The sequence below is a fragment of the Paenibacillus sp. JT31N17 genome (genome assembly GCF_056269255.1).
Map to the genome: position 1 here is coordinate 295,478 of NZ_JBWDNP010000001.1, position 25,165 is coordinate 320,642.

At 51.9% G+C, this 25,165-nt stretch carries 22 protein-coding genes; 20 read left to right on the top strand and 2 right to left on the bottom strand.

The window, feature by feature from the left end:
* Window positions 1-3: 3 nt before the first annotated feature.
* The 12 genes from AC0YOB_RS01330 (at window position 4) to AC0YOB_RS01385 (ending at window position 10,975) form a co-directional block, all read left to right on the top strand.
* Window positions 4-795, top strand: a complete 792-nt coding sequence (locus AC0YOB_RS01330) for a helix-turn-helix domain-containing protein (RefSeq protein ID WP_475791209.1) — start codon at window positions 4-6, stop codon at window positions 793-795.
* 264 nt (window positions 796-1,059) lie between these two features.
* The gene (locus tag AC0YOB_RS01335) at window positions 1,060-1,920 is read left to right on the top strand and encodes a sugar phosphate isomerase/epimerase family protein (RefSeq protein WP_475791210.1); all 861 of its coding nucleotides are present in this window, start codon (window positions 1,060-1,062) and stop codon (window positions 1,918-1,920) included.
* Complete coding sequence (locus AC0YOB_RS01340) at window positions 1,920-2,939, top strand: Gfo/Idh/MocA family protein (RefSeq protein ID WP_475791211.1); 1,020 nt, start codon at window positions 1,920-1,922, stop codon at window positions 2,937-2,939. The genes AC0YOB_RS01335 and AC0YOB_RS01340 overlap by 1 nt, the downstream gene beginning before the upstream one ends.
* A 28-nt stretch (window positions 2,940-2,967) precedes the next feature.
* The gene (locus AC0YOB_RS01345) at window positions 2,968-3,831 is read left to right on the top strand and encodes a sugar phosphate isomerase/epimerase family protein (RefSeq protein ID WP_475791212.1); all 864 of its coding nucleotides are present in this window, start codon (window positions 2,968-2,970) and stop codon (window positions 3,829-3,831) included.
* 30 nt (window positions 3,832-3,861) lie between these two features.
* The gene (locus AC0YOB_RS01350) at window positions 3,862-4,944 is read left to right on the top strand and encodes a Gfo/Idh/MocA family protein (RefSeq protein WP_475791213.1); all 1,083 of its coding nucleotides are present in this window, start codon (window positions 3,862-3,864) and stop codon (window positions 4,942-4,944) included.
* Window positions 4,945-5,002: 58 nt separating this feature from the next.
* Window positions 5,003-5,881 carry a sugar phosphate isomerase/epimerase family protein gene (locus AC0YOB_RS01355; RefSeq protein ID WP_475791214.1) on the top strand — a complete coding sequence of 293 codons (879 nt, stop codon included), beginning with the start codon at window positions 5,003-5,005 and terminating at the stop codon, window positions 5,879-5,881.
* A gap of 196 nt (window positions 5,882-6,077) precedes the next feature.
* Complete coding sequence (locus tag AC0YOB_RS01360; RefSeq protein WP_475791215.1) at window positions 6,078-6,509, top strand: NUDIX hydrolase; 432 nt, start codon at window positions 6,078-6,080, stop codon at window positions 6,507-6,509.
* A 201-nt stretch (window positions 6,510-6,710) separates the two neighbouring features.
* Window positions 6,711-6,869 carry a hypothetical protein gene (locus tag AC0YOB_RS01365; protein ID WP_475791216.1) on the top strand — a complete coding sequence of 53 codons (159 nt, stop codon included), beginning with the start codon at window positions 6,711-6,713 and terminating at the stop codon, window positions 6,867-6,869.
* Window positions 6,870-6,938: 69 nt separating this feature from the next.
* Window positions 6,939-7,517: a hypothetical protein gene (locus AC0YOB_RS01370; RefSeq protein ID WP_475791217.1), complete on the top strand. Its 579-nt coding sequence runs from the start codon at window positions 6,939-6,941 to the stop codon at window positions 7,515-7,517.
* A gap of 209 nt (window positions 7,518-7,726) precedes the next feature.
* Window positions 7,727-8,962 carry a Ger(x)C family spore germination protein gene (locus AC0YOB_RS01375; RefSeq protein WP_475791218.1) on the top strand — a complete coding sequence of 412 codons (1,236 nt, stop codon included), beginning with the start codon at window positions 7,727-7,729 and terminating at the stop codon, window positions 8,960-8,962.
* A gap of 281 nt (window positions 8,963-9,243) precedes the next feature.
* Entirely contained in the window at window positions 9,244-10,182 is a 939-nt protein-coding gene (locus AC0YOB_RS01380; RefSeq protein WP_475791219.1) for a hypothetical protein, read from the top strand.
* A 190-nt stretch (window positions 10,183-10,372) separates the two neighbouring features.
* The gene (locus AC0YOB_RS01385) at window positions 10,373-10,975 is read left to right on the top strand and encodes a YjgB family protein (protein WP_475791220.1); all 603 of its coding nucleotides are present in this window, start codon (window positions 10,373-10,375) and stop codon (window positions 10,973-10,975) included.
* Between the two features lie 193 nt (window positions 10,976-11,168).
* On the opposite strand, the gene AC0YOB_RS01390 is transcribed toward AC0YOB_RS01385, so the two are convergent.
* Entirely contained in the window at window positions 11,169-11,828 is a 660-nt protein-coding gene (locus AC0YOB_RS01390; protein ID WP_475791221.1) for an NADPH-dependent F420 reductase, read from the bottom strand.
* 204 nt (window positions 11,829-12,032) lie between these two features.
* Here AC0YOB_RS01390 and AC0YOB_RS01395 point away from each other — a divergent pair, with 204 nt between their 5' ends.
* The 5 genes from AC0YOB_RS01395 to AC0YOB_RS01415 all read left to right on the top strand — a co-directional run bounded on the left by AC0YOB_RS01395 (window position 12,033) and on the right by AC0YOB_RS01415 (window position 21,181).
* Window positions 12,033-13,469, top strand: coding sequence for an ABC transporter substrate-binding protein (locus AC0YOB_RS01395; RefSeq protein WP_475791222.1), 1,437 nt, complete (start codon window positions 12,033-12,035; stop codon window positions 13,467-13,469).
* 206 nt (window positions 13,470-13,675) lie between these two features.
* On the top strand, window positions 13,676-15,418 hold the full coding sequence (locus tag AC0YOB_RS01400) for an RNA polymerase sigma factor (RefSeq protein ID WP_475791223.1): 1,743 nt from the start codon (window positions 13,676-13,678) through the stop codon (window positions 15,416-15,418).
* Window positions 15,419-15,745: 327 nt separating this feature from the next.
* On the top strand, window positions 15,746-18,847 hold the full coding sequence (locus tag AC0YOB_RS01405) for a GNAT family N-acetyltransferase (protein ID WP_475791224.1): 3,102 nt from the start codon (window positions 15,746-15,748) through the stop codon (window positions 18,845-18,847).
* Between the two features lie 61 nt (window positions 18,848-18,908).
* Complete coding sequence (locus tag AC0YOB_RS01410; RefSeq protein ID WP_475765716.1) at window positions 18,909-19,790, top strand: amidohydrolase family protein; 882 nt, start codon at window positions 18,909-18,911, stop codon at window positions 19,788-19,790.
* A gap of 149 nt (window positions 19,791-19,939) precedes the next feature.
* Window positions 19,940-21,181, top strand: coding sequence for an aminopeptidase (locus AC0YOB_RS01415; protein ID WP_475791225.1), 1,242 nt, complete (start codon window positions 19,940-19,942; stop codon window positions 21,179-21,181).
* 92 nt (window positions 21,182-21,273) lie between these two features.
* Here the strand turns inward: AC0YOB_RS01415 and AC0YOB_RS01420 are convergent, their stop codons facing one another.
* On the bottom strand, window positions 21,274-22,476 hold the full coding sequence (locus AC0YOB_RS01420) for an MFS transporter (RefSeq protein ID WP_475791226.1): 1,203 nt from the start codon (window positions 22,474-22,476) through the stop codon (window positions 21,274-21,276).
* 278 nt (window positions 22,477-22,754) lie between these two features.
* Between AC0YOB_RS01420 and AC0YOB_RS01425 the strand changes: the two genes are divergently transcribed.
* From AC0YOB_RS01425 to AC0YOB_RS01435, 3 genes are all read left to right on the top strand, one after another.
* Complete coding sequence (locus AC0YOB_RS01425; RefSeq protein WP_475785520.1) at window positions 22,755-22,940, top strand: hypothetical protein; 186 nt, start codon at window positions 22,755-22,757, stop codon at window positions 22,938-22,940.
* Window positions 22,941-23,077: 137 nt separating this feature from the next.
* A complete protein-coding gene (locus tag AC0YOB_RS01430; protein ID WP_475792277.1) occupies window positions 23,078-23,983 on the top strand; it encodes a helix-turn-helix transcriptional regulator in 906 nt (301 codons plus the stop codon).
* 148 nt (window positions 23,984-24,131) lie between these two features.
* On the top strand, window positions 24,132-25,130 hold the full coding sequence (locus AC0YOB_RS01435; RefSeq protein ID WP_475791227.1) for a cysteine peptidase family C39 domain-containing protein: 999 nt from the start codon (window positions 24,132-24,134) through the stop codon (window positions 25,128-25,130).
* The last annotated feature ends 35 nt before the right edge of the window (window positions 25,131-25,165 follow it).

The window sequence follows — 25,165 nt, forward strand, 5'->3', positions numbered from 1 at the left end:
GCAATGTCTTTTACAGTTGAGGATTTGAGGCTTACACCATCATTCGGCAAAGTGTTCTGCGAACCGAGCTGGAGGTGGAATACGGTTGGCCGTCCATTTGACGATTTTGATCTGTGGTATGTTTGGAGCGGTGAAGGAGAAGTGATCGTGAATGGGGTGCATCGTCCCGTTTCTGCGGGCAGCTGCTTTTTGTTTCGGCCGGGTGACGAGACGGTCGGCCGCCATGATGAGCGATCTCCGCTCACGATATCCTATATACATTTTCAAATGCCATTGGAAGCTTCATGCGATTATCCTTTCTATCATCAGATTAAGGATCGTCTTACCTTTGAAACGTACATGACCCGCTACGCCCGCACGCTCGTGGAGAACCAGGCGCGCAGTGAGACAGAGGCTGCACATCTGCTCTATCTGCTGCTGCTGCAATACGCTGGCGAGGAGACATGCGAGGAGGAAGCCGGGCTGAGTGAGAATCAGGAGCTGATGTCGATCATTCATGAGGTTGCCGGCCACATCCGTCAATTTCCCGGGATGAAGCATACAGTATCCTCTCTGGCGGAGCGGGCGCGTTTGTCCGAGCGGTATTTCTCCCGCAAGTTCCGCGCGATTATGGGCCGAACGCTGGAGGCTTATGTGATCGATATGAAGATTGAGCGCGCCGAGCATCTGCTTCGCTACTATGGCATGAATGTTAGCGAGGTTGCCGATGCCCTGGATTATGGCAGCGTCTATTATTTCAGCCGGCAATTCAAGCAGTACAGAGGCGTAGCGCCGTCCGAGCTGCGCAAGCGCTAATCGTCGTAAAAAGAGAGTGGCTGCGTATAATTCGGCCTATACGGCGCTTGTATTTGCATGGTGGATAGAACCGGCTGAGCCGCCAATGAACGCGCAACCGGTTCTGCTTGACCTTATGGCATGTATAAAACCGTTTATGCTTGGATGAAGGAACCAACGTTAAATTGTCAAATAAGTTAATAAATCAGTCAATTATTTTTCAGTCAAGGTTGATATAGTTCTAGGTACAGTTCTTGTAACGGGCGGCAAAGGAGGCGTTAGAAGATGCTAAATAATCGACTGGGTGTTCTGACCGATGAGGTCTCGAAGGATTTGACGGAGGCGCTGAATTGGACTGCCGAGCAGGGGCTGGCGCATGTCGAGCTGCGAGTGATTAATGGACGGAATATTGCGGATCTGGAAGATCACGAGGTGCATGTTGTACGCGAAATGGTAGAATCGCGCGGGCTGTATGTGTCCGCGCTGGCATCGCCCTTGTTCAAATGCAAGCTGGACCCCAGCCGTGCGGCTGCTACGGGGGATACCTTCGGGCAGCAGGAGGAAAGCGTAGACGCGCATTTCCGCAAGCTCGACCGGATGATTGAAATCGCTCTCTTGCTGGGCACCAGGCGGATCCGCGTTTTCTCGTTCTGGCGTGAAGCGCAGCCTGAGCTGTATCTGGAGGAAATCGCAGCGCATCTGGGGAGAGCTGCCGGGATTGCCCGGCAGGCCGGTGTGGTCCTGCTGCTGGAGAACGAGCCGTCCTGCAATGCCGGCTTCGCTGGCGAGGTAGCCGAAATTGTCGGCATGGTCGGCTCTCCCGCCCTGCGCGGTTTGTGGGATCCCGGCAATGAGGCTTACGGCGGCAGGGAAGCTTACCCGCTCGGATACGAGCGGATCAGGAATGCCGTAGGCCATGTTCATTTGAAGGATGCCTATATTGGCAGCAATGGAGTCCCGAGATGCGTGCCGCTCGGCTCCGGCGATGTGCCCGTTATCGCGCAGTTGAAGGCTCTTGCCGAGGATGGCTACGAGGGGCTTTTTACGATCGAGACGCATTTCATTCCGGCGGGAGGTTCACAAATGACCGGCACGCGCATGACCCTGGATGCGCTGCGGGCACTGCTTCGCGAGGTGAACGATTGATGAAGCGTTGGCGGTTCGGCATCATCGGCTGCGGCGGGATAGCGGATTTTCATATCAAGGCCATCCACGAAATTGAACATGCGAAGCTCATCGCGGTATCCAGCCGCAGCAGCGGCAGGGCCGCAGCGGTCGGTGAGCGTGAAGGCTGCGCCTGGACGGAGGATTACAAGGAACTCCTCGCAAGAGAAGATATCGATATCGTGTCGGTGACGACATCCAGCGGAAGCCATTATGCTGTTGGCAGGGATGTGCTGCTGGCGGGCAAACATCTGGTAGTCGAGAAGCCGATGGCGATGAATGATGCCGAAGCCGCAGAATTGACGGCAATCGCCGAAGCGGGGGGATTGCTGTTATCGGTCATCTCGCAGCGCCGGTTCGAGCCGCAGCATCAGCTGCTCAAGCAGCTTTTGGAGCAGGATGCCTTGGGGTCGCTGCTGTTCGCCGAGGTTTCGGTTCCCTATTACCGCACCCAGGACTATTATGACAGCGCCGCCTGGCGCGGAACCATCCGTGAAGACGGCGGTTCGCTCATGAATCAGGGTATCCACTCCATCGATCTTCTCTTGTGGCTGATTGGCAGGCCGGTTTCCGTCTATGGAAAAATCGCCACGCAAACCCATCAGATGGAAGCGGAAGACCTGGGAGTGGCTATCGTCAATTTCGATAATGGCGCTTTCGGGACGATTATGGCGTCAACCAGTATCAAGCCCGGCTTTCCGGCAGGACTCAATCTGTACGGCGATAAAGGAACCATTAAAATCCTCGGCACCGATATTACATACTGGTCGGTGGAAGGACTGGAGGAGCCGACTCTCCAGCAGACAGGTACAAGCGGGGGCATATCCGATCCGTTAAGTATTCAGATTACCTGCCACCGGCTGCAGATTGAGGATATTCTGGATGCGCTGGAGAAGAAACGGGAGCCTCTGGTCACGGGAAAAGATGGCTATATCAGCGTGCTGCTTGTGCGGAAAATTTATGAGAGCTCGAAGCTTGGAATGGAACTATGGCTGGATTGACCGCTTTCATCGGATGGAGGGATTAGTTATGAAAATTGCTATATTCAGCGGCGCTTTAATCGACTACAGCATTCATGAGGCAATGCAAATCGCGCATCGGATTGGCGTGGATGGCGTGGAAGTTGCCGGCCGCGAGCCGCATTTGTCGCCAACCACCAGTGATCTTCGGGTCAAGGAAATCAAGAGGCTTGCCGGAGAGCTGGGGCTGGAAATTCCCGCGATCGGGGGATATATGGGGCGGTTTTCCGAGCTTGGAGACAAGGAAAGCAACGGGGAATTCGAGAATTTCAAGCGTATGCTGCCAATGGCGGCCGAGCTTGGAGCTTCACTCTTCCGCGTTCAGCAGGGAGGGCCCAACGGGTTCCTGGCTCAGGAGTACCATTACCGGAAGGCCGCTTATTTTATTAACCGGTGCGCCGAGGAAGCCGAAGCCTATGGAATCCGCGTCGCCCTTGAAATTCATAATCAGTCGATTCTGGAGACGACGGATGATTGCAAGCGGCTGCTGCAGTATATCCGGCAGGACAATGTCGGATTTATTCATGATGCCGGGAACATGTACATTACGGACACCGGTTACGGCCGTGAATCCGTTCTTCAGCTGGGCAGCCGACTGCTTCATGTGCATGTGAAGGATGAGCTTCGGATTGCAGAAGCCGGAGCGGCAGGCAGCTTTAATAATTTGACCCGTCACGGGGAAGAAGCGTTTATCCAATGCAGGCTTGGCGACGGGGCCGTCGATCACAAGCCTTTATTCGCGGCTCTCGCTGAAACCGGTTACGAGGGCTGGGCAACGCTGGAATGCTTCGCTCCGCTGCCGGTTGTGGAGCGTTTCGAGCATGATTATAAGGAAGTCAAAAGCTGGCTGGCTCATCCTGACCGCCTGGCATAACATCCTACCACTGAAAAGGGGAAATTCATTATGAATCAGGGACCATTAAAGGTTGGTATTATCGGGCAGGGCCGGAGCGGACGGGACATACACGGGAATTTGCTGCAGCAGATTCCGGATTTCTATCGGATCGCAGCCGTTGCGGATGCGCTCCCGGATCGCCGGCAGCTGGCCGAGAAGGAATATAGCTGCCGCGCATACGGGAGCTGGGAAGAGATGCTCGCGAATGAGGAGCTTGATCTTGTTGTCAATGCCTCGCCTAGCGAGCAGCATTACAGCATTTCGCTTGATCTGCTGAACCGCGGCGTCCACGTTTTATGTGAAAAGCCTTTGGCGAAAACGCCGGAAGAGGTAGACCGCCTGATTGCCGCTTCGCAAAGCTCCGGCAAGGTGCTGGCTGTCTTCCAGAACTCGCGTTATCAGCCGGCCTTCGTACAGATCCGCAGAATCATCGCTTCCGGCGTGCTGGGCAGAATCGTGCAGATCGATTTGACGAGCAGCGGCTTTGCCCGCAGATGGGATTGGCAGACGCTGCAGAGCAATAACGGCGGGAATTTGATGAATACGGGTCCCCATCCGCTCGATCAGGCTCTTCAGCTGTTCGGCAGCGATACGATGCCGAATGTCACCTGCATCATGGATCGAGCCAATACCTTCGGAGATGCCGAGGATTATGTCAAGCTGCTTCTGCATGGTGTGGGGCATCCCTCCATAGATATCGAGATTTCCTCCTGCAGCGCATTTCCCGGCGAACCCTTCGTCATACAGGGAACGCATGGCGGCCTTCATGGCAATAACCATCGCCTGGAATGGAAATATTACAAAACCGCGGAGGCGCCGCCCCAGCAGTTGATCAGAGGACCGCTGCTTGACGCGAACGGCAGGCCTGCATACTGCAGTGAGCAGCTGATTTGGCATCATGATTCATGGGACCTGAAAATTGAGGACGGCAAGTCAGCCTTCGATCATATGACAGAGCAGGTGTACCTGATGCTGTACAGGACGCTGACGGAAGGGGCGGAGCTTGAGATAACGCCGCTTCAGGTGAGGGCGCAGATGGAAGTCATGGAGCAGTGCCGCCGTCAGAATCCGCATATCTATTCCATTGAATAGAGATGAGGGCTTCAGCAATGCGGGCCGATGAGTCAAGGCAGAGAAGGAGGACTTGAAATTGACAGAATGGAATCAGCCGCGTGGCGAAGACAGTCGGACTGATCAGGAGCAAGCTCCGAGGCTCGATATCCAGCAGTCCTGGTGGGCCATGTACGGCTTTGGGGAAGGCGGTACGGAATGGAGCGCCGAGCAGAAGTTCGAGCATATCGCGAAGGCCGGATTTACCGGCATCCTGGGACGTCTTCCGGAGCCCACGGAAGCCCGGCGCTGGCGCAGCTTGCTGGATCAGTACCAGTTCAGCTTTGGCGTACAATCTTTTCCAGGCAGCCGGGAGGAGCTTCGCCTGTTCTTAAAGGAGGCCGAGGCATTTGGCGTCAGCTATGTCAATTCCCAGGTGGCGGACGCCTTCGTCACCGGAAGCGAGGCTGTATCACTGCTCGAGGGGTTGTACGAGGAAGCGGCTGCCGTACAGATTCCCTATCACGTGGAGACGCATCGGGGCAAGCTGACGCAGGATCTGATCCGGACCGCCGGCTATGTGCGCGAGGTCGAGCAGCTCCGCCTGACGATTGATCTGTCCCATTATGTGGCCGCCGGAGAGATGATTGATGTGCAGCAGAAGGCTGAACCGCTGTTCGATCAGCTGCTGCAGCGAACCTCCTCCATCCATGCGAGAGTATCGAACGGACAGCAGATTCAGGCGGATATCGGAGAACGGGGCGAGCATCCCATGCTGCCTCATTTCAAGCGCTGGTGGTCAAGCGGAATGTCCTACTGGAAAAGCAGGGCGATGCCTGGTGATGTGCTTCCATTTGTAACCGAGCTTGGCCCTCCGGGCTACGCCATTACAGATAGTGACAGCCGGGAACTATCGGACCGCTGGCAGCAGGCGCTGCTGCTCAAGGAAATTGCTATGCAGCTGTGGAATGAAGCTTAGCTTGATAATACGAGGAGCCTTTGCATCAGCCGGGTAACCGGTAGTTGGCAAAGGTTTTTTTCTTGAACGTTAAGAAAGGTTTAATTCCTCCACACTTTGCCGTACCGCCAGAGGGATGCGGCAGCCGCTTCTTGCTGTTGAAAAATGTTATGATCAATGAGGAATGAATTCTGCAGGCACGAAAGGGAGAATGGCGGTGAAAGCAACCTCGGTCGGTATTCTAATAACGGATGGACATTCATTTCTGGCATGCCATTCAACAGGCAATTCCTTCTACGATCTGCCCAAAGGGCTGCAGGAAGCAGATGAGCAGCCGATTGACGTATGCTGCAGGGAAACGCTGGAGGAAACCGGAATAATCCTCGAACCTGGCAAACTGAGGGACCTGGGGGTTCATGAATATTTGAGAAACAAGAATCTGCACCTGTATATGTGGATAACGGACGACCTGCCTGATGTCAAGAATATGGTGTGCACGTCATTTTTTGAACACTATAGAAGCCGAAAACTGCTCCCCGAGGTTGATGGTTACCGTTATGTGCCTTTCCATGAAACGGATGGATGGATGACTGCGAGCATGTCCCGGGTTATCGGTCAGATTGCGGGGGAATATGGCTTTTTTCGATAAGACACATTAAAATGAACGGGCAGGAGTGAAGACAACATCAATCTATTATTTGTATGCAGCCGAAATAGATGGAGGAGCCTGACGGCCGAGACGGTTTTCCAGGGTAAAGGCGGTCACGCTGTACGCTCGGCAGGTACAAAAGAGAATGCCCGGATCAGGATAACGGAAGGGCATGTCGGCTGGGCGGACATCCTGTTCGCGATGGAGAAGAAGCATGTCCGCAGACTGCAGGAAAAATTCAGCGGTGCCCTTGCCGGTAAAAAGCTGATCTGCCTGCATATACCGGATGAATACGAGTATTTGAACGAAGAGCTGATCGGCTTGCTTCAATCAAGCGTAGGGGAATATATTCAGTTGTGACATAATTCGTCACGGAAAGAGGAAATTTATCTTCTTTTGTTGAACATTGTATGTAAAGGGGGACATGATATGAGTTTTGTTTCAATTGTTGCGACTACTGGCTTTGTTACCGTAATGAGTGATGGAAGAGTAAAGGACACCGTGTCAGGAGAAATCATTCAGGAAGATTTCCAAAAGTTCATAAAAGCCAACGATTCAAAGGCTTTTATTGCTTATGCGGGCAATAGAGAATCGTGTGAACCAATCGCGTTAAATCTTAAAAACGCCATTGAAGAAGGAATAAGCTTTGACATTGTTCAGACCATCTTAATATCCGCTGTAAAAAAGCTCGTTCCTGAGCACCTGACGGTTATGTTTGCGCTTGGCGGTCTGAACAGTGACAATGAGATTGAATTTTATAGCTTCAATTCCAGGGAAAATACGAATTCGCATTTCAAGCCCGCTAACGATGTCATTTCTTACACCTTTCTCAATAACACAAGCATTGCCCGGAAAGATTTTGAAGGCGAATTTGTGAAAAATCTGCGAGAGACCGGATTTCAGTCACCTACGTCCACGATTCAGGCCCAGAAGCTTCTCAACAGGTATATCGCAAGCCGAGACGATACCGTTAATAATACAACCTTTCGTCTCAGCATAAAAAAATAAAAAAATTGCCAAGAAGCACTTTGAAGCACCTTTGCCGGTGCTATTTTTTTTGCGAACAAACGACGGGCGCCATGAGCTCTCACATAACAACAGGAATCAATGGGAAGAATATGCATTATTACTATTGTCATGATAAAAAAATGGAGTGTGTTGATATGATTATGACCCCAATACCAAGTTTGATATTATGCTCTGCATTGGTGTAGAAAGTGTCGGCGCAGCTTATAAAAAGAACCTGCAGCTCAATTCTGCTTGCATGCATCTTCTGCCCGTTGCTGACAGGTTGCTGGGACCGCCTGGAAATTGAAGAAAGGGCTGTTGTTCTGGCTATTGCTGTTGATGTTGCAATCCCAAACAGGGGTGGAGAGCAAATGGAGGTCACGCATGTGGAGGAATCCTTTCCGGAACCGCAGGGGATAGACTTTCAGATTACCGCGCAAATTGCCGTGCCGGGGCGTATTCCTTTGGGTCCTGCGAATGAGGGAGGGGGAGGCGGCACATCGCCGGTCTGGATTGTATCGGCAAGCGGACATACCTTGGATGACGCCATGAGCGTGCTGCAGCAGCAGCTGGCGGACCGGCTGTTTCTTGGGCATCTTCGTGTCATCATGGTCTCCGAGAAAGTCGCCCGTCAAGGACTTCAGAATTTGAACGATTATTTAAGACGGAACCCGGAGGTGCGAAGGCTCGCATGGCTCGGCGTCGCCAAAGGCAGGGCGGAGAAGGTGCTTCGAGCGGCTCCACAGCTGGAAAGGGTTCCTGCGCTTTATTTGCTGGGCATGTTTGAACAAGCTGTCGAGAGAGGGGAATATCCGAATGAATTTATCGGGGTTTTCTGGAGCAAGAGAACGAGCAAAGGGATAGACCCGATTCTGCCGCTGTTCAAACTGAATGAAGAAGAAGGAAGCATTGAAGTAACGGGACTTGCCTATTTTAGCGGTGATAAAATGGTTGGAAACACCAATTCCCTCGAAATCGGGTTTTATATGGCTTTAACCGGCAGGAAGCGGGGCGGATATACAGCCTTTATTCCAAGACACCCGGGGAGCCGGGAGATGGTGATGATCAGCGCCACCCATCGAAAAACAACAACAAAAATCTCGTTGAAAAATGGGAAGCCGCAGGTGCATGTGGAGGTGCTACTGGAGGAAAACATAGATGAGAATCCAAACGAGAACTCCAAAATCAGAAAACAGAAGGATCTGAAGGAGCTGTCCCAAATATCTGCCTCCATGACAGATGAAGGTACTACGAGATTAATTAAAAAATTGCAGCTCGCAGGATCGGATATACTCGGATTTGGCGAACAGTTTCGGGCGAAAATGCCGGATTACTGGAACCGCAGCATTCAAACGGATGAGAAATGGATTGAGGTCTTCAAGACCTTGACAGTTGATGTGGACTGCAAGGTGAGCATCCGGCGGGTTGGAATGAAGGCAAGCTAGAAATTCCGATTGTATACTACTTCCTGACTCTCTATAGGCAGGGGGCCGGCATTATATTCAGGACCGCTTTAACGGGCCGGTGCGTTAAAATTTCTATTTCTCCATTTGTGCCAGTATGTTAATGTTTATTTAATCCATATGCAAGCTCAAAAACAGCCGGAAACCAGAAATCTGTTTATGAAGCTGACAGGGTTAAATAACAGCTGTGCAACCAAGATTAAGGCGCCCTTTTCTGTTTAACGGTTAAGGGCTTCTTTGTCAAATGGAGGGAGTTGCGTCGTATGGGACCATCGAAACAGCCTGACCTCACGAGGATTTTACGCAAGCTGGGTACGCAGGATATTGTAGAATTACTGTCCGGGCGCTTGTCGGGAAGCGAGTTGAACACGCTTCTTCTTAAAGTGTTCCAGGAAAAAGCGGAACTGTCCTCTGCCGGCGACCTACTCAAAAGATACGGCGAGAACCGTTTTGTCCAACCAGCAAATGCCGATGCGATTTTGTTGAAGCAGCTTGAACTGGATGTATTGAAAATGGCGGCAAGGCATACCTTCTCAGCGGTACAATTATCGCCCGTAGCGCCGCTTGGGAGCTCTTCGGTGGTCGCGGCCGTCGACCAGAATAAAATCATTTCCGCTCTGAGAGGAACGGAAGTGGTGTCGGATGCGACCAATCTTCTGGCACTCTATATTGGTGACATGATCAAAACACATTCCGTGAAAAACCGCGATGATTATATCCGGCTATGTACGACGCACAGGCATGTGAGAGCGCAATATTTTGGAAATATCCCCGGGATGCTGCCGCATTTCCACCTGTTTTGCATGGTCACAGCAGGCGAGGATAAAGGCTCCTATGGTTTTGAGAAGCAGTCATTTTGGGAGCACATCATGGTTTACAGAGACCTGTTTCATTCCCTATTTGGTTCTGAAATCGAAATCATTCTCAGCGGTCGTGCCGGCTACCCGGACACGGAGGGACTATTGACAAGAGTTGTGCAGTTCGCCCAGGAGCAATACGTTAAATTAAATATAACCGTATCGGAACCAAAGATGGATAATCAGTATTACAAAGGTTTGCAGTTTACAATCAAGACTACGATTCAGGGGAAAGAGCTCAATATCGGTGACGGCGGTTTTGTGGACTGGACACAACAGTTATTGGGCGCGAAGAAGGAGCGTCTTTTGATTAGTGCGATCGGTCTGGACAGACTCCTTGTGTAGAAGATTGGATTAAAATTCAGCAGATCCTGATTATTGATAAGTTATTATATTATGGAAAATATTACTTTTATTAAGAGGATAACCGCTTAAAACCGGCAATGACAATGTTACTTTTCTGTAACTCTTTAAGAATAAAACTCCCTTATGATTGCAGTAGAAAAACAAAATTCTACTCATCGAGGTGTTCATCATGTACAACACAAAAAAAACAACGCTGCAAAAATGGACCAAGCTGAGCTTGGCTGCGGTCATCTCCGTAAGCTCGATTACAGCTGCAGCACAAATTGCAAATGCGAAGGCTGCCAGCACGCAACCGATTTCTTCAGCAGCAGTCAAAAACAGCTCCAGCGCCTATGTGAAAAGCCTGTATGCCCTTGCCAAGCAGGGCAAAATACCCGGCTCCGATTTTGTATCCGGAAAAACATTAATCAAGGATGTTCACAAAAAATGGGGCGATCCCACTTTGGGGCCTTCCAACAAATATGAGTTTTATAATTTTGGCATGGGCACAGGCTCGTTTGCGGTCGGGGTGGGAAAAGGCGGTGTCGTGTTTGATCTCCGCACATTCGGACAAAATATCGACCCGACTACCGGAATCAAATCATTGACCTTCACATCCATTATTTCAGCTCTGGGCATGCCCAAAGAGGTGCGGTTCAGCGGCGAAGACAAAATTTATATGTATAATGCCGGCAGCTTCCAGCTGAAATTCGTTGGCCCCAAAAGTGTCGCAAAAGGGAGCATAGCCCATATAGATCATATGAATGTCTACTCTCCTAAAGCAGATAAATAGAGGAGTTCAAGCAGCAGGAGGCCAAAATGGTCTCTTGCTGCTGTATAATTGTGTTGATGCCAGTTATATATGTAAAAAAATATGTTGCTGATCACAGCCATGACGCCCTGTGACGCTTTATGTTATACATGGTATAAATTTGAAATAAAACAGGCCAACCGAAAATATCGGTTGGCCTGTTTATGCATATATCTTAAGCGCGGAAGTTCGCGGGCCTCTCCGGGCTCGCTTCTTCCAGTTTGCGGCGAAGATCGTCACGGCCGGCATCCGCGCCGTAGGAAGGAGTCCCGGGCTGCTGCCGCCAGGACTCGTCGAGACCGCCCGCATCGACCGCTTCAAATCCAAGCTCTTCGACAAGCTGCATCACGACAGCTTTTGCGGCTTGATCATCGCCTGCAACCGGCAGGGCGATGCGTCCCGGCGATCCTGCCGGCAGACCGCGGTCCAGAATGTGCTGGGAATAAATGCCGTTGAATACCTTGATGACTGGCCGTCCCAGATGCTGTTCCACCCAGCGGCTTTCGGGCAAGCCGGCCTCAATGGGCGCAATCAGACCATCGCGCTGCTGCGGGTAATAGTTTCCGGTATCAATGATGGCTGCATGACTGCTTGCTCCGTCAAGGACGCCTGCAGGCAGCAAGGGGATATTCTTTTGGGGTATGGTCACGATCACCACGTCTGCTCCTTGTGCGACATCTGCCGCATATCCGGGCTTGGCTCCGGTTTCAGCAGCCAGGTCGGAGAGCGTCTCAGGACCGCGGGAATTCGCGATGTGCACATCATGTCCCAGCTTCGTGAGGCGGCGGGTAAGGTTTCCTCCGATATTGCCTGTACCAATAATTCCGATTTTCATTAGTATCCCTTCTTTCGTCATAATGGGCTACTTACGACTTAACTGTAACTAATTTAATTACATATGTCAATGAGGTTTGTTCTCAGCATCTGGAAGCAGCGGGATAAGATTTAAAGGAAAATTTGGAATTTGATAGGCGGTAATATGTTACAATAATAGGAATTTGGAAGATTTTAATAGGAAAATGGAAAAGGAGAGGATGAATTGAAAGGTTTAAAGCGTATTGGTGTGATTGGTGCCTTAGGTATTTCGATCATACTGTCAGGCTGCAGCATGTTTGACGGGGGGGCGAAGCCAAGCAATGAAAAGTCGACGCTGAAAATTATGTATTATGATGAAAGATCTTTTTACAGCCAGTTGGGGATGGTGTATTCGGCTCTTCATCCGGATGTGGACATCACGGTCGTTACCAATCAGCAAACAGGTCCCTATGATCCTGAGATGGATATGGAAGCCCAATTCGATACCTTTATTAAAGAAGAGCAGCCGGATATCATCATGCTGTCAGCGGATCAGCTGACCCGGTACGCGGAGGACGGCAGCCTGCTGGAGCTGGATACGATGACGGAAGAAAAGGATTACGACAAAGAGACGCTGATCCCCGGCCTTCTCGATTATATGAGAGAGCTTGGCGGAGGCAAAATATATGGCCTCTCCCCGAACTTCTACAGCCAGGCTATTTTCTACAACAAGGATTTATTCAGCAAATACGGTATACCAATGCCGGAAGACAAGATGAGCTGGGATCAGCTGTTTGAGCTGGCGCAGCGGTTTCCGACAGATGGCGCGAAGGACAAACGGGTCTATGGATTAAGCCTGGGCTACAATAGCGAGCTTTATCAGTTAGGCAGTCTGATTGGCAGCTCACAGAATCTGAGCATGTTCAACGCGACGAGCAAACAGGTTACCATTGATACGCCGGCTTGGAAGAATGTATTTGAAGTCGCGATGAAGGGGCTGAAGTCCGGCGCATTATATACCGAAGATCCAAACGGGATGATGTCGTCGGGCTCAACTTCCTATGAGGATTATCTTCTGCGCGATCCGTTCATCTCCGGGAAGCTGGCGATGAAGTTCGAAAGTGCTTATATCATGACCCAGATCAAGGAAGCGCAGAAGAATGCGAAGGACAAGGCTATCCAGAATTGGGATATTGTCACGGCTCCTGTCGATCCGCAAAGTCCGGACACCAGTTCGAATATGTCGTTTGGCCAAATTTTTGCAATCAATGCCAAGTCTGTGAACCAGGAAGCGGCCAAAGAATTCATTCGCTATATTACAAGCGATGATTATGCGAGAGTCACATCGAAGCTTCAAGACGGCACCTTCTCCGTCCGCACCAATTACTTGAAAGATGAGGAAAACCATAATTTTAAAGCCTTCTACAGCCTGAAGCCGGTAAAATCATCCATCTATAAAGACTTCGACAAGCTGCCGCAAAACTTCTTCGCGAAGTTTACCGGCATTGCCCAGGAAGAGCTCAAGGCCGCGTTCGACGGCAAGAAGCCACTAGCTGAAGCGCTTGCATCGGCTCAGGTCAAAGGTCAGCAGGCGATGGTCGAGGAGCAGGCCAAGGTGAAGGAACAGCCTGCACAAGGATCCGGCACCGCGGCAGTGGAGGCTGAAACACCGGCGACGTGATATCCATACCAAGCCGTAAGGATATTGGCAGCGGCTCTACCGATAACGGTTTCTTTTGCTATAATCAACTTAAAAGTCCGATGACAAACCGCTTCTGCACGCGCAGCCGGAATTTTTTTATGGAACTTTTATGAAGCTGTCAGAAATCCTGTTCCTTGTAAGTCAATAGAGGGAGTCAACAATTATTACTGCGAGGGGATTTGCCCTTGGATAACTGGAGCGGCGAGATCATAAACTGGGAACTGCTGGAGGATGCGGAGCTGGTGCGGCACGCCCAAGCGGGCGAGCGGGAAGCCTTCGGAGAGCTGGTCAAGCGGCACCGGTCCAAGATGTATGGCTATGCCAGAGCCATTACGCAGGAATCCTTTCTGGCGGAGGATATTGTGCAGGACGCTCTTGTAAGAGCGTTTATGCATCTTGGGAAGCTGGTTGATATGGAACGCTTCCTGCCGTGGGTGCACCGGATCGTTCGGAACCAGGCCTTTACCCGGCTGAAAAGCAGTCCAGCTGCCAGAGAGAAAACATTCTCTGCGCTGCTGGCCGCTGGGGCGGAGAAGACTGTACACGGCGAATGGAATAATCTGGATGCGATTCTTCATCGCCTGAGCCGATCGGCAGAAGAGCGTTCTGCCCGTGAAGATGTCCCGGAAGAACAACTGCTGCGGCAGGAAACGCTTCATGTGCTGACAGGGATTATCGAATGCCTTAAGCCGCGGGAAAGGCTCGTTTTCGAGTCCCATTTTTTCGATCAGCTGTCTCCCCGGGAGATTGCGAAATTATTTGAGCTTTCAACGGCCAATGTCTACCAGATTATTTCGCGCTCCCGCAAGAAGGTTATCCAGGAGAAAATCCGTGTGACCGTTGACTCCTATATCAAGACGAGGAAGGATATGGGAAGCATGAAGAAAGTCATTTTACCGGATTCGGAGACGATCTCTGAGGTTAGAACCTGGAATACGGCAGTGGATGCCCTTTACACGATGCTGAAATACACGGATAAACGTTTATCCTACCCGATGGTCGCAGGGCTGACTGGCCAGGCTTTTCGCATCAACATTATACCGAAGACTGTTCATATCGCCGGCCCGACGGCATACAACTTTGGCGACAGCATGACAAAGGGGCTGCGAAACGCGGGATTTCACGCCAGGTTTGTCGATGGTCTGTCAGCTTCAATCGGCCTCAACACCAATTTGATCGATCCTTCTCTGCTTGCGAAAGAAGCGATGGACAAAAGAGAGATTCATCATGCGCTGCCGGATGCGCTCGATCTGATTCATCATTCGCTGGACCGGGGTTACCCTGTCCTGGCCTGGGATATTTTCTTCCCCGAATTCGGGATTCTATACGGCTATGATGATGAACAGCGGCTGCTGCTGGCTGAAGAATGCGGCAGACGGGATACGCTCGCTTACGAGAATCTGGGCCGTAGCGTGCTCGAAGAAATATTCGTATTGGCGCTTGATACGCCTATTGAAACGAACCGGCGCGACCAGGTCAGGAACGCCCTGCGCATGATTGTGGACCATTATGAGGGAAGAGAAACGAATACGCCTTCTGATTCCGTCAAAGGATTGAAGGCTTACGATGTATGGTGCGAAGCATTCCGGGAAGGTAATGTGGAACCGAACGGGAATGCCTATAACATCGCTGTCATCAACGACGGCCGCAGAAACGCGCTGGAATTTGTGAAGGAAGTATTGTCGGGATGGCCCAAGCAGGATGAAGCGGATCAGCAGATACGGGGACTGCTTGGGGAAACGGCAGAATTGTATGAAGTGATTTCCGGTCGTTACGGGGCACTGCATCAAATGTTCCCGTTCCCGGAAGGCGGAGATCCGAATAGTCCTGAGAATGCACGGCAATCCATCGAACTGCTGCAAACCATTAAGATGTATGAGCAGGCAGGAGTATCGAAGCTGCTGAATATTCTGGACAAGTTGGGATAAGCATAATTGCAATCGAGCATCGATCAAAAATGGCAGCAGGCTTGGAGTTGGAGCAGCTGCCATTTTTCCACTTATAGCAGGTATAAATTTCACATTTATCGATTTCTGTAAGGTCTGAGGGAAGAAACTTGCTGCGCCGCCAAAGGACGGCGACAGCCGTTTCTTCTTATTTATGCAGATGCCGATGGACGGCCTAATAATTGCGGAAAGGGGAATGATGGAATATATAGGCAGGGTGGCACTTTACCGGCCTCGGAATATCCCTTACAATTTAGAATAAATTCGTTCAGCTATCAGCCATTATACGGACAAGAGGTGAGATTAAGCTTGAGTCATTCACAAGAACATATCCAGATTATAGAATATACCCCGCAATATGCGCAGGCTGTTGCCGACATGTGGAACCGCAGCCAGGAGAGCTGGGGAGGGGGCAGCCGTATCCGCAGCGCGGACGGAGTCAAGCGGGAGCTTCAGAATGCCGGCAACCTGAAGGTGTTTCTGGCTGTAGACGGAGAAGAAGTGGTGGGCTACTGCAGCTTTTCCCAATACCAGCATGACGAAGGAGCTCTGTATGTGCCGCTCCTGAATGTAAGGCCGGATTATCACGGAAGAAAGGTTGGCAGGGATCTCATTCTCAAAGCCGTTGACACTACCGTGGAGATGGGCTGGCCCAGGCTGGATTTGTTTACTTGGGCAGGAAACACGAAAGCGGTTCCCATGTACAAGAAGACCGGCTTCTTCTGGGAGAAGAAGGAAGATTCGGTCCATCTGATGAATTTTATTCCGACTGTCCTGATGACGGATGCTCTCCGGCCCTCTCTGGAGCGGCTCGACTGGTATGCCGACAGCAAACGCAAGCTGGAGATTCGCCCTGACGGGCGTTCGGAGAACGGCTTTGATTACTTTGAATACGCCTGGGAGAAGGACGGGACATCACTGCGTGTGGAGTTCGAGAAAACAGGCAGGGGAATAAGCCTGATTGAAACCGGCGAATATGCGATACATACGGAAATTGACGATCACGATCTGGTGTTTGGCAGCCGCTATCCCGTTCGTTACCGGATTCGGAACAAGACGGGAGAGCCTCTGGAGTGTACGATTCGCGGACGCAATGACAAGACGGTTCAATTCGCGTTGGAGCAAACCGTCAAGGTTGCGGATACTGTTGTCGTAGAGGGCGAGTTTGAACTCCTCCCGATCCATGAAGACCAAAGCGACTGGCGAACGCATCCTGCGGTTGTATCTGATTGGACGATTAATGGGAGGCATGCGGAGCTTCGGACGGGGATCGCACCCAAGTTTCCGGCAAGAGTGAAGCTGGACGTGAAAAACCAGGAGCAGTACATTGGTGCCGGGGAGGAAGCCTTCCTTACCTTTGAGAACAATTTCAAGGAACAGGCGGTATTTGAGCTTGAATTTCCGCCATCCGAATTTATACAGTTTGAGAATCCCCGTATCTCAATCCGTATTTCGGCCAAAGGCAAGGCCGCGGTAGCGGTTCCCTACTTGTTAAAGGATTTCGGTATTTTCTCCGAAAATGTGGTGATTAAAGCGATCGCCGAAGGCTCGGAGCCCGTTTCATTCACCGCCCGTATCTGGGGTATTTTCAAAGGAAACACCGGCCGTTACGGGGGAGATATCGTGGACCATTGGGTCGCCGTGAACGGACCGTATTCAATGGGACTGAACAAGAACAACAATGAACTTTGGACCTCCCATTTTCGGAGAAGCCATCATACCAGCTGGACCTTCCCCAGAATCGGGAAGCCCTACTCCCCGGAATTCAGCAAGAAGAAAGCGGAAGAGGTCAGGATTTATCCGCAGGGAGATGCGATGGTGCTGGAAGCGGATTACCGGTCGGAGGATTTTCCGGGCATGGCTTTTACAGCCTTCAGCCGTCTGAATGCCAGCGGAATTGTGGAACGTTATTTTGAAGTGCGCAATGCTTCGGTTTCCTTGGATTCAAGCGGAGAGGGCCTGTACCTGATCGACGGCTTCTATCATCATTCGGAAGGTCTGGTGCTTCCCTATGACGGACGTTATTACGATCTGAAGGACCGCTTTGCCGCGCAGTACGACGACTGGGATATTAACCGGATAAGCGAAAACTGGCTGTTCAGCCGGAATGAGAAATTATCCCACGGATTCTGCTGGGAGCCCTCGGCAAGACTGGTAAAAATGGAATGGCATTTTGGCGTCGAATATGAGCTCGGCGGGCTTGCAGCAGGTGAAACCGTCCGCACGGCATCGACTTTTCTGGCGATAGGCACATTCCCGGATTGGTGGGATTTCCGTTCCTTCGCGCGCAAAAGGAGAGATCCGGTTCAGCCTCTGCTGCAGGATCATTTGGAATTGAGCGTAAACGGGGGAAATCCATTCGTCGTGCAGGATGCGGATGTGAGTATCAAGCAGCACCGGAATCAGCCGCTTGCCGGCGAGATGAGGTTGTCCTTGCCTGAGACCGCGCCGGAGGTTTTCCATAAAACGTTCCGCCGTGATGACGCTCTTCATTCGGCAGTATTCCCGCTCAAGTCTTTGGTCCCTGGCTCAATCGAGCCGGTCCGGATGCGCTTTGAGACCGAGGAGCTGAGCATCGAACGCGGAACCGTACTGATCCCTGTGGGCCTTGCGCCTGTTCAACAGGAAATTCGCCAAAGCGAAGACGGCCAGACTTACCGCTGTTCGAACGGCACATTGACCATCGAGGCATCTCCGGCATTTGGCGCAGGTCTTCACTCGCTCAGGCATAACGGAGAAGAATGGCTGGATAGTTCATATCCCGAAGCAGGACCGCGTTCCTGGTGGAATCCATGGCATGGCGGAATCTCCGCTTCCGTTCAGGGTATATCACCGCTAAGCCAGCAGGATGAGCGGCGAAGCGCCGCGTTTGCTTCATTGACCGACAACCGGGGGAATAAGTGGAGCGGAATAGCGCTTCACACACATATTGAGAAGCATGAGCGGTACCGCGGTATGGAGCTGACATTATTTGCGCTGCTGCTGCCGGGAGCTCCTGTGCTCTGCTGCGTTACCCGATTGACCAATAGAACGGAAATGGCCTACAATAGCTTCCAAAGCACGATCAACAGCTTTCTCCTCCCCGGCGAATCATTGGAGCAGGGATGGATGGAGAAGGACAACGGGACCCGTTACAGATGCGGCAAAGCAGGAGTGGAAATCGAATCGGAAGGCGTAATCCGTCTTGGCAGCGATAACCGCTCCGCTGCTTTGCATGCGCTGAACCGGTATCCGGGATCAAGAGCGTGGATGTATACCAATAATCTCGTTATCCATCACGGAGTCTCTCAGAGCAGTCTGGTGCCGGCCGGGAGCACGGTATGGGCGGCTCCCGTATTTTACACGTTCGCCGGCACCCCGTTATCGTACACGGATATGCGGGCATTAGCCGATTTCAGCTTTGGCGGGTAATGAACTGGCGGAGCATGCTCAGCCAGGTTTTCAACGGTAATCAAACGTAATGGAGGTAGCTATGCCAATCATCGATATTCACATTCATTTGTCGGACATCGACAGCTTTCACCGTACGGCGCGCGAGCTGTCGGGTGTCGATTATTCCGCAGCAGGGCTTAAAGCGGAGTTTGACCGCAGCGATGTTGTCCTGGGCATCGGGATGGGCGTGCAGGAAAAAACAGCCGGGGCTTTCCCGGATTCTCTTGCCTCCAATCCCATGGGGCTGGATCTGGCCGAATCCGTCCCTCCTTTCCTGATGGAATGCGTCGGGATCAATCCGGTCAGGCTTGATTCTCCGGAGAAGAAGAAGGAGCTCGACAGGATAGAGAAGCGGCTTGCATCCTCCGATGTGGCGGGAATCAAGCTTTACGCCGGTTACTATCATTATTATGTAACGGACAAAACCTATGGTCCGATCTATGAGCTGGCCAAGCACTACGATGTTCCCGTGGTGATTCATACCGGCGATACGTATTCCATGAACGGCCTTCTGAAATATTCCCACCCGCTCACCGTCGACGAGCTGGCTTATCAGCAAAGGGGGGTGCGTTTCATGATCTGCCATCTGGGCGATCCCTGGGTTATGGATGCTGCGGAGGTCGTTTCCAAAAATCCGAATGTTTACGCCGATTTGTCCGGGCTGGTTGTAGGAGACCAGCTCAAGTTCGACCGGTTCGAGAATGAGCCGCTGTTCATGGATCATTTCAGAAGGGCGCTCGTCTATGCGGACAATTATGAGAAGATGCTGTTCGGAACCGACTGGCCGCTCGCTCCCATCGGGGTGTATATTAATTTCGTCAGACAGCTGATTCCCGAGAAGTTTCATGAAGAAGTATTCTATCATAACGCCTTTCGGGTTTTTCCACGGATCGGACAAAGGCTGGAGCAGCTGACGAATTAAAGGAGATATCGTGACCATTTCGTTAGCTTCACTACCCGTCCGGCTAAGCCTTATGAAAGCATGGGAAAGAAGTTTGTAAGGGCGGCGATTGTTTAGCCTTTCCGCTGCGGGTATAATGAATTAGTTCCAGATTATTGTGCAGGAGGTAAATGTCCTTGAAAAATTTCGAACAGCTGTTGGAAATTTATGCAGAGCTGATTGTGAAGGTAGGCGTCAACGTCCAACCGGGGCAAGAGGTATTTATTAATGGAGCGACAATCGAAATCGCCTCATTTATCCGCCTTGTGGCAGGCAAGGCCTATGAGGTTGGAGCAAGCAATGTCCATGTGGATTGGACGGACGAGGCATTAGCCCGCTTGAAATATGAGAAGGCTGCTGACGAAGTGTTCACACGGTTTCCGGAATGGGAAACGGCCAAACGGCAAGCTTTTGTGGATAACGGAGCAGCCTTTATTTCCATCATCTCTCCCAATCCGGATCTTCTGAAAGGAATCGATCCACAGCGGATCGGCAATTTCCAGAAGGCCTCCGGTCAAGGGTTGAAGGAATTCCGCAGAGCGATCCAATCCAATAAGGTCAGTTGGACCGTTGCTGCGGCTTCCACCAGGGATTGGGCGCAGAAGGTATTCCCGGCATTATCCGGGCAGGAAGCGATCGATAAGCTGTGGGCGGCTATTTTCGATTCAGTTCGTCTTCATGCGGAGGATCCTGTCAGAGCCTGGGAGGAGCATAACGCAGCCTTACATAAGAAAGTGTCGCTGCTTAACGAGAAGAAGATATATAAGCTTCACTACAAAGCGCCTGGAACGGATTTGACTATCGAGCTCAACGAGAAGCATACTTGGGTGGGCGCAGGCAGTACGAGCCAGAATGGCGTCCTGTTCATGGCCAATATGCCGACGGAGGAAGTATTCACCGTACCGCAGAGGAACGGTGTGAACGGCATTGTATCGAGCACCAAGCCGCTCAGCTACGGCGGCAATATCATCGACAAGTTCAAGCTGACCTTCGAGAGCGGCCGGATTGTCAAGGTGGAGGCAGAGGAAGGACAGGATATTCTGGAGCAGCTGGTGGATACGGATGAGGGCTCCCACTATTTGGGGGAAGTGGCTTTGGTGCCGCATGAATCGCCAATCTCCCTGTCCGGCGTGTTGTTCCTGAATACCTTGTTCGACGAGAATGCCTCCAATCATCTGGCTATCGGCAGCGGATATGCGTTCAATATCGAAGGGGGCGCATCAATGCCGCCTGAGGAGCTGGAGAAGCATGGCGTCAACCACAGTATAGCGCATGTTGACTTCATGATTGGCTCGGATCAGATGGATATCGACGGCATTCTGCATGATGGTTCCACTGTACCCATATTCCGCAAAGGCGGCTGGGCAATATAAGGAAAAAAGCTGTTCACTGGACATTGGGGGTCAGTCCCATGATCCGGTGAACAGCTTTTTTTTTTGTTTCGGCATGCATAGAAACCGATCTGTCATCTGCCGCGCAGTCTGTGACTGCCCCATACCAGGCATGCAGCGGCAATCAGGCTGCCTCCTGCCCAGCTGACTCCAGTCCATCCCCAATTATGCCAGGCGTAACTTCCAAGAGTTGATCCGATGGCGCCGCCAATAAATGTGCTGACCATCAATACGGTGTTCAACCGGCTGCGGGCAGCGGGATCAAGGGCATACACACGGGCCTGATTGGAAATCTGGGTTCCCTGCACGCCAAGGTCGAGCAGAATGATCCCGACAATCAGCCCCCATAACGAAGTGCCGGCAAAGCCGAAGAAAAGGTACGAAACGAACGTAACCGCAATCAGCAGACCTGCCAGAACCTTCGGCTGAAATCGGTCCGACAATCGTCCGACAACCGGAGCCCCGGAGGCCCCGACGACCCCGACAAGGCCGAATAATCCGGCAACCTGGCTGCTGTAGCCATAAGTGCCGCCCTCCAGGAAGAAAGCCAGCGATGTCCAGAACACGCTGAAGCCCCCGAACATTGCAGCTCCAATCAGAGCGGCTTCCCGCAGCGTGGAGAACTGGCGGATCAAACCGCCGATCGATTTGATCAATTCCGTATAGGAGGCCGTCATACCCGGCTGGCTTCGCGGAAGCTTCGCACGAAGAACAATCAGCAGCCCAAGCATGAGCGCGGCGGCGATTGCATACATGGTCCGCCAGCCCCACGCTCCGCCGATCAGACCGGCAACGGTTCTGGCAAGCAGGATGCCGAGCAGCAGCCCGCTCATTACCGTGCCGATTACTTTGCCGCGTTCCTGGGGCGAAGCCATTTGAGCGGACAGGGGGATCAGAATTTGCGGCACTACGGTCGTAATGCCCACTGCCAGACTGGCGATGTAGATCCAGGTTAAGCTCTGAGCGGTGCAGACGCCAAGCAGCGATACGGTGACGGCACCCAATAAGGCGGTGATCAAACCGCGGCGCTCTTTGATGTCGCCGAGAGGGACGAACAGAAACAAGCCGAGCGCGTATCCGATTTGCGTAAACATCGAAATAAGCCCGGCAGCGTCGGATGAAACGTGAAACGTGCGCCCGATATCCGCAAGCAGCGGCTGGTTGTAATATAAGTTCGCCACAGCCATGCCGGAGGCCGCGCTCATGAGCAAAATTAATCCTTTGGTCAGGGGCTGGCCGCCTGCAGCGGTTTCGGGGGTAGTGGATGTTACTGCCATAATGTGTTATTCCGCTCCTTTGCTATTTCAATATAGCAGATAATCAGGCAGGCTTAAATACAAGCTTGCGGCGGGAGGCTTCTGCTTGGCCCGGATGTTTCTTTCCTGAGTGCAATTGGGATGACATTTTATGTCGCACCAGCTGTTTTATAATGAGTGCAAGTGTAGTGAAAGGCGTGATTCTTCCAGCCCAGCCAGCCGGGCTGCCGGATGCCTGCCGGTCACAGACCACTTGTGATAGTTAAAAAAAGAGCTGAGGCATGAAATGGGGTTTACATGTGGCAAAAACTAAAAGAGGCCGCGTGCTGTGGAGTCTGCCCTCGCGCGGCCGGGGAACATGCCCGGTCTGCAGCCGGACCAGAATAAAACTGCTTTATCCACGGACAAAGTCAGATGGAACGCCGGTCAAGGTTTGCAAAAGATGCATCAACGCACCGCAGGAGAAGGTGGAAGCCATCAGCTAGGCTTCCGCAAGACGGCCCGTTCCCTGGATGGGGCGGGCCTTTTTCCATAAATTCCGCTTGCAAGCAAAGACTGTTCAGTGCTGTAATGGAAGGAAACGGGCATCTGCCGTTAAGGAGGGCTGCTGAAAGTGAGCAATATGCATCGGATTCAATGGTTTGACCAGCAGATTATTCAGGGCAGCTACCCGAACAGCACGAAGCTTGCGCAGCAGTTCGAAATTTCCAAACGTCAGGCGCAGCGCGATATTGAATATCTGGAAATGTCCCTGCGGGCGCCTTTATTATATGTTGCCAGGCACCGGGGCTATTGCTACGAAGACAAAGCCTACGTCCTGCCTCATCTCTATATGACGGAGGATGAGAAGAAGGTGCTGAAATACCTGGCCCACCGGTACCGGAATTACAATTACGATAATGGGGACGCCATCCGGCGCGTTGCGCAGCTGCTTGAGCGTTTTACGGGTGAACAGGGGAGCGGCGGCAGCTTTCGCCTGCCCGTTTTTGAAGCTAATCCGCGCATGATGCATAATCTGGAGCTGCTCAGCCATGCCGTCCGGCAGAAGCTTGTCGTTCAGATGACTTATACCGATCAGGGAGCCGCCCGGCAAGCGCAACTCTATCCGTTAAAGCTGATTTCCCAAGTGAACGCTGATTATATTGCCGCTTATTGTGCCCGCCAGCGGTTGAAAATAACAGTGCGTCTGGATCAGATTCAGCAGCTCATATTGACGGAGTCGCATTACGAATATTCCGAGGATATGGAGACGGACAGCCCGGGCAATCCGCCCCCAGTACTCAAGCCTTATACAGCGCGGATACAGATGCTTCGTCCGGTCCATGGCGATACATGGAAGGGCTACCCGATTCTGTCCCGGGATGGACTCCTTTACCGGATAACCTTCTATGATGCGGATGCCTTCCTGCAGCATTTGCTTGTAGCAGAATGGAAGGAGCTTGAGTCTCCTCAGTGGCTGAAGAAGAAATTGGCTCATTTGTGTCAACAAACGCTTCAGCGGCTGGGAGGAGTTGTGGAGCGTGAGTGAGGCGGCCGGTGACAATTCGGCTCAAGGATATACATGTTCAAGCGGATTATGTTGGACCGCCGCGATGCGGAGCCACAAACCATTGCCTGGCAGCTGTGAGGGGTGCGCGGTGCACGGTGCACGGTGTGAAATGAGGAGGCGGGGAATATTGTCCGGTATTTATTTGGACCATCTCATTATGAAGCGGGAATCGAAATCGTTCACAGACAGCCTCCATGCGGTATTGACTGCGGCCAACCTGTTTGCCGGCCCCAAATATATGCTCTCCGGCTATACCGGAATGGCGTTCAAATTCTCTGTTCACGAGCAGCTCCTACCGATGTCCGTATCCGCTTACGGGCAGTGGGTGACGGAGCATAAGCCTGCCATCGATAATCTGGGCATATGGACAGCGATTGATGGAGGAAGAACGAGGCATGCTACCTTTTCCCATTACCGGCAGGAGGCCGTGAAATGGGTGAGAGAGAGCCTGAACAACGGCATAGGCGTTATCTATTGGATTCCTGAATTTGGTGTCATTCACGGGTATGACGATGAGGACGGGATCTTTTATGTACAGGATGGGATGACGGATGAGGACCGGATTGTGCTATATGATAATTTCGGCCTTAATTTCACGCCCTTCTGGTACTGCCAGAGCTTCGGAGAGAAAGTGGAGATTCAGCAGGAGGAAATGATTCTGGAATCCTTCCGGCTGGCAGTCTATGACTGGGAAACGCCTTATAAAACGCTGCCTGGACGGGAAATTGCTTCCGGGAAGCTGGCTTATACCTTTCTTATGAAAGCACTGGAGAAAGGCGAATATGATGAGCGGGGAGCTGTCTATATTCTGGATTCCTTCCTCTATTCCAGGAAAGAAATCAGAGATTATTTGCATGATATCCTGGGGATTTGGCATGAAGCAGACGTGGCCTTCAGTCTCTATGACCGTCTTGTGGGTCAGACGGCCGCTATAGAGAGCTGCATCGTGGAGACAGGGGGATCCAGGCATGTTGAACAGGAGAGAAGCGTGGAGCTGATTGCAGCACTAAAGACTGCCGAAATGCTGGAGCAGCAGGCAATGGAGCTATTCCAGACATTATCCGCCCGATATCCGGATCTGAAACGAACTACAATCCCCAGGTGGGGAGCGCATTCCCCGCGATAATGCAATTTGAATAAGAAGGCCGCTGATAACCGGCG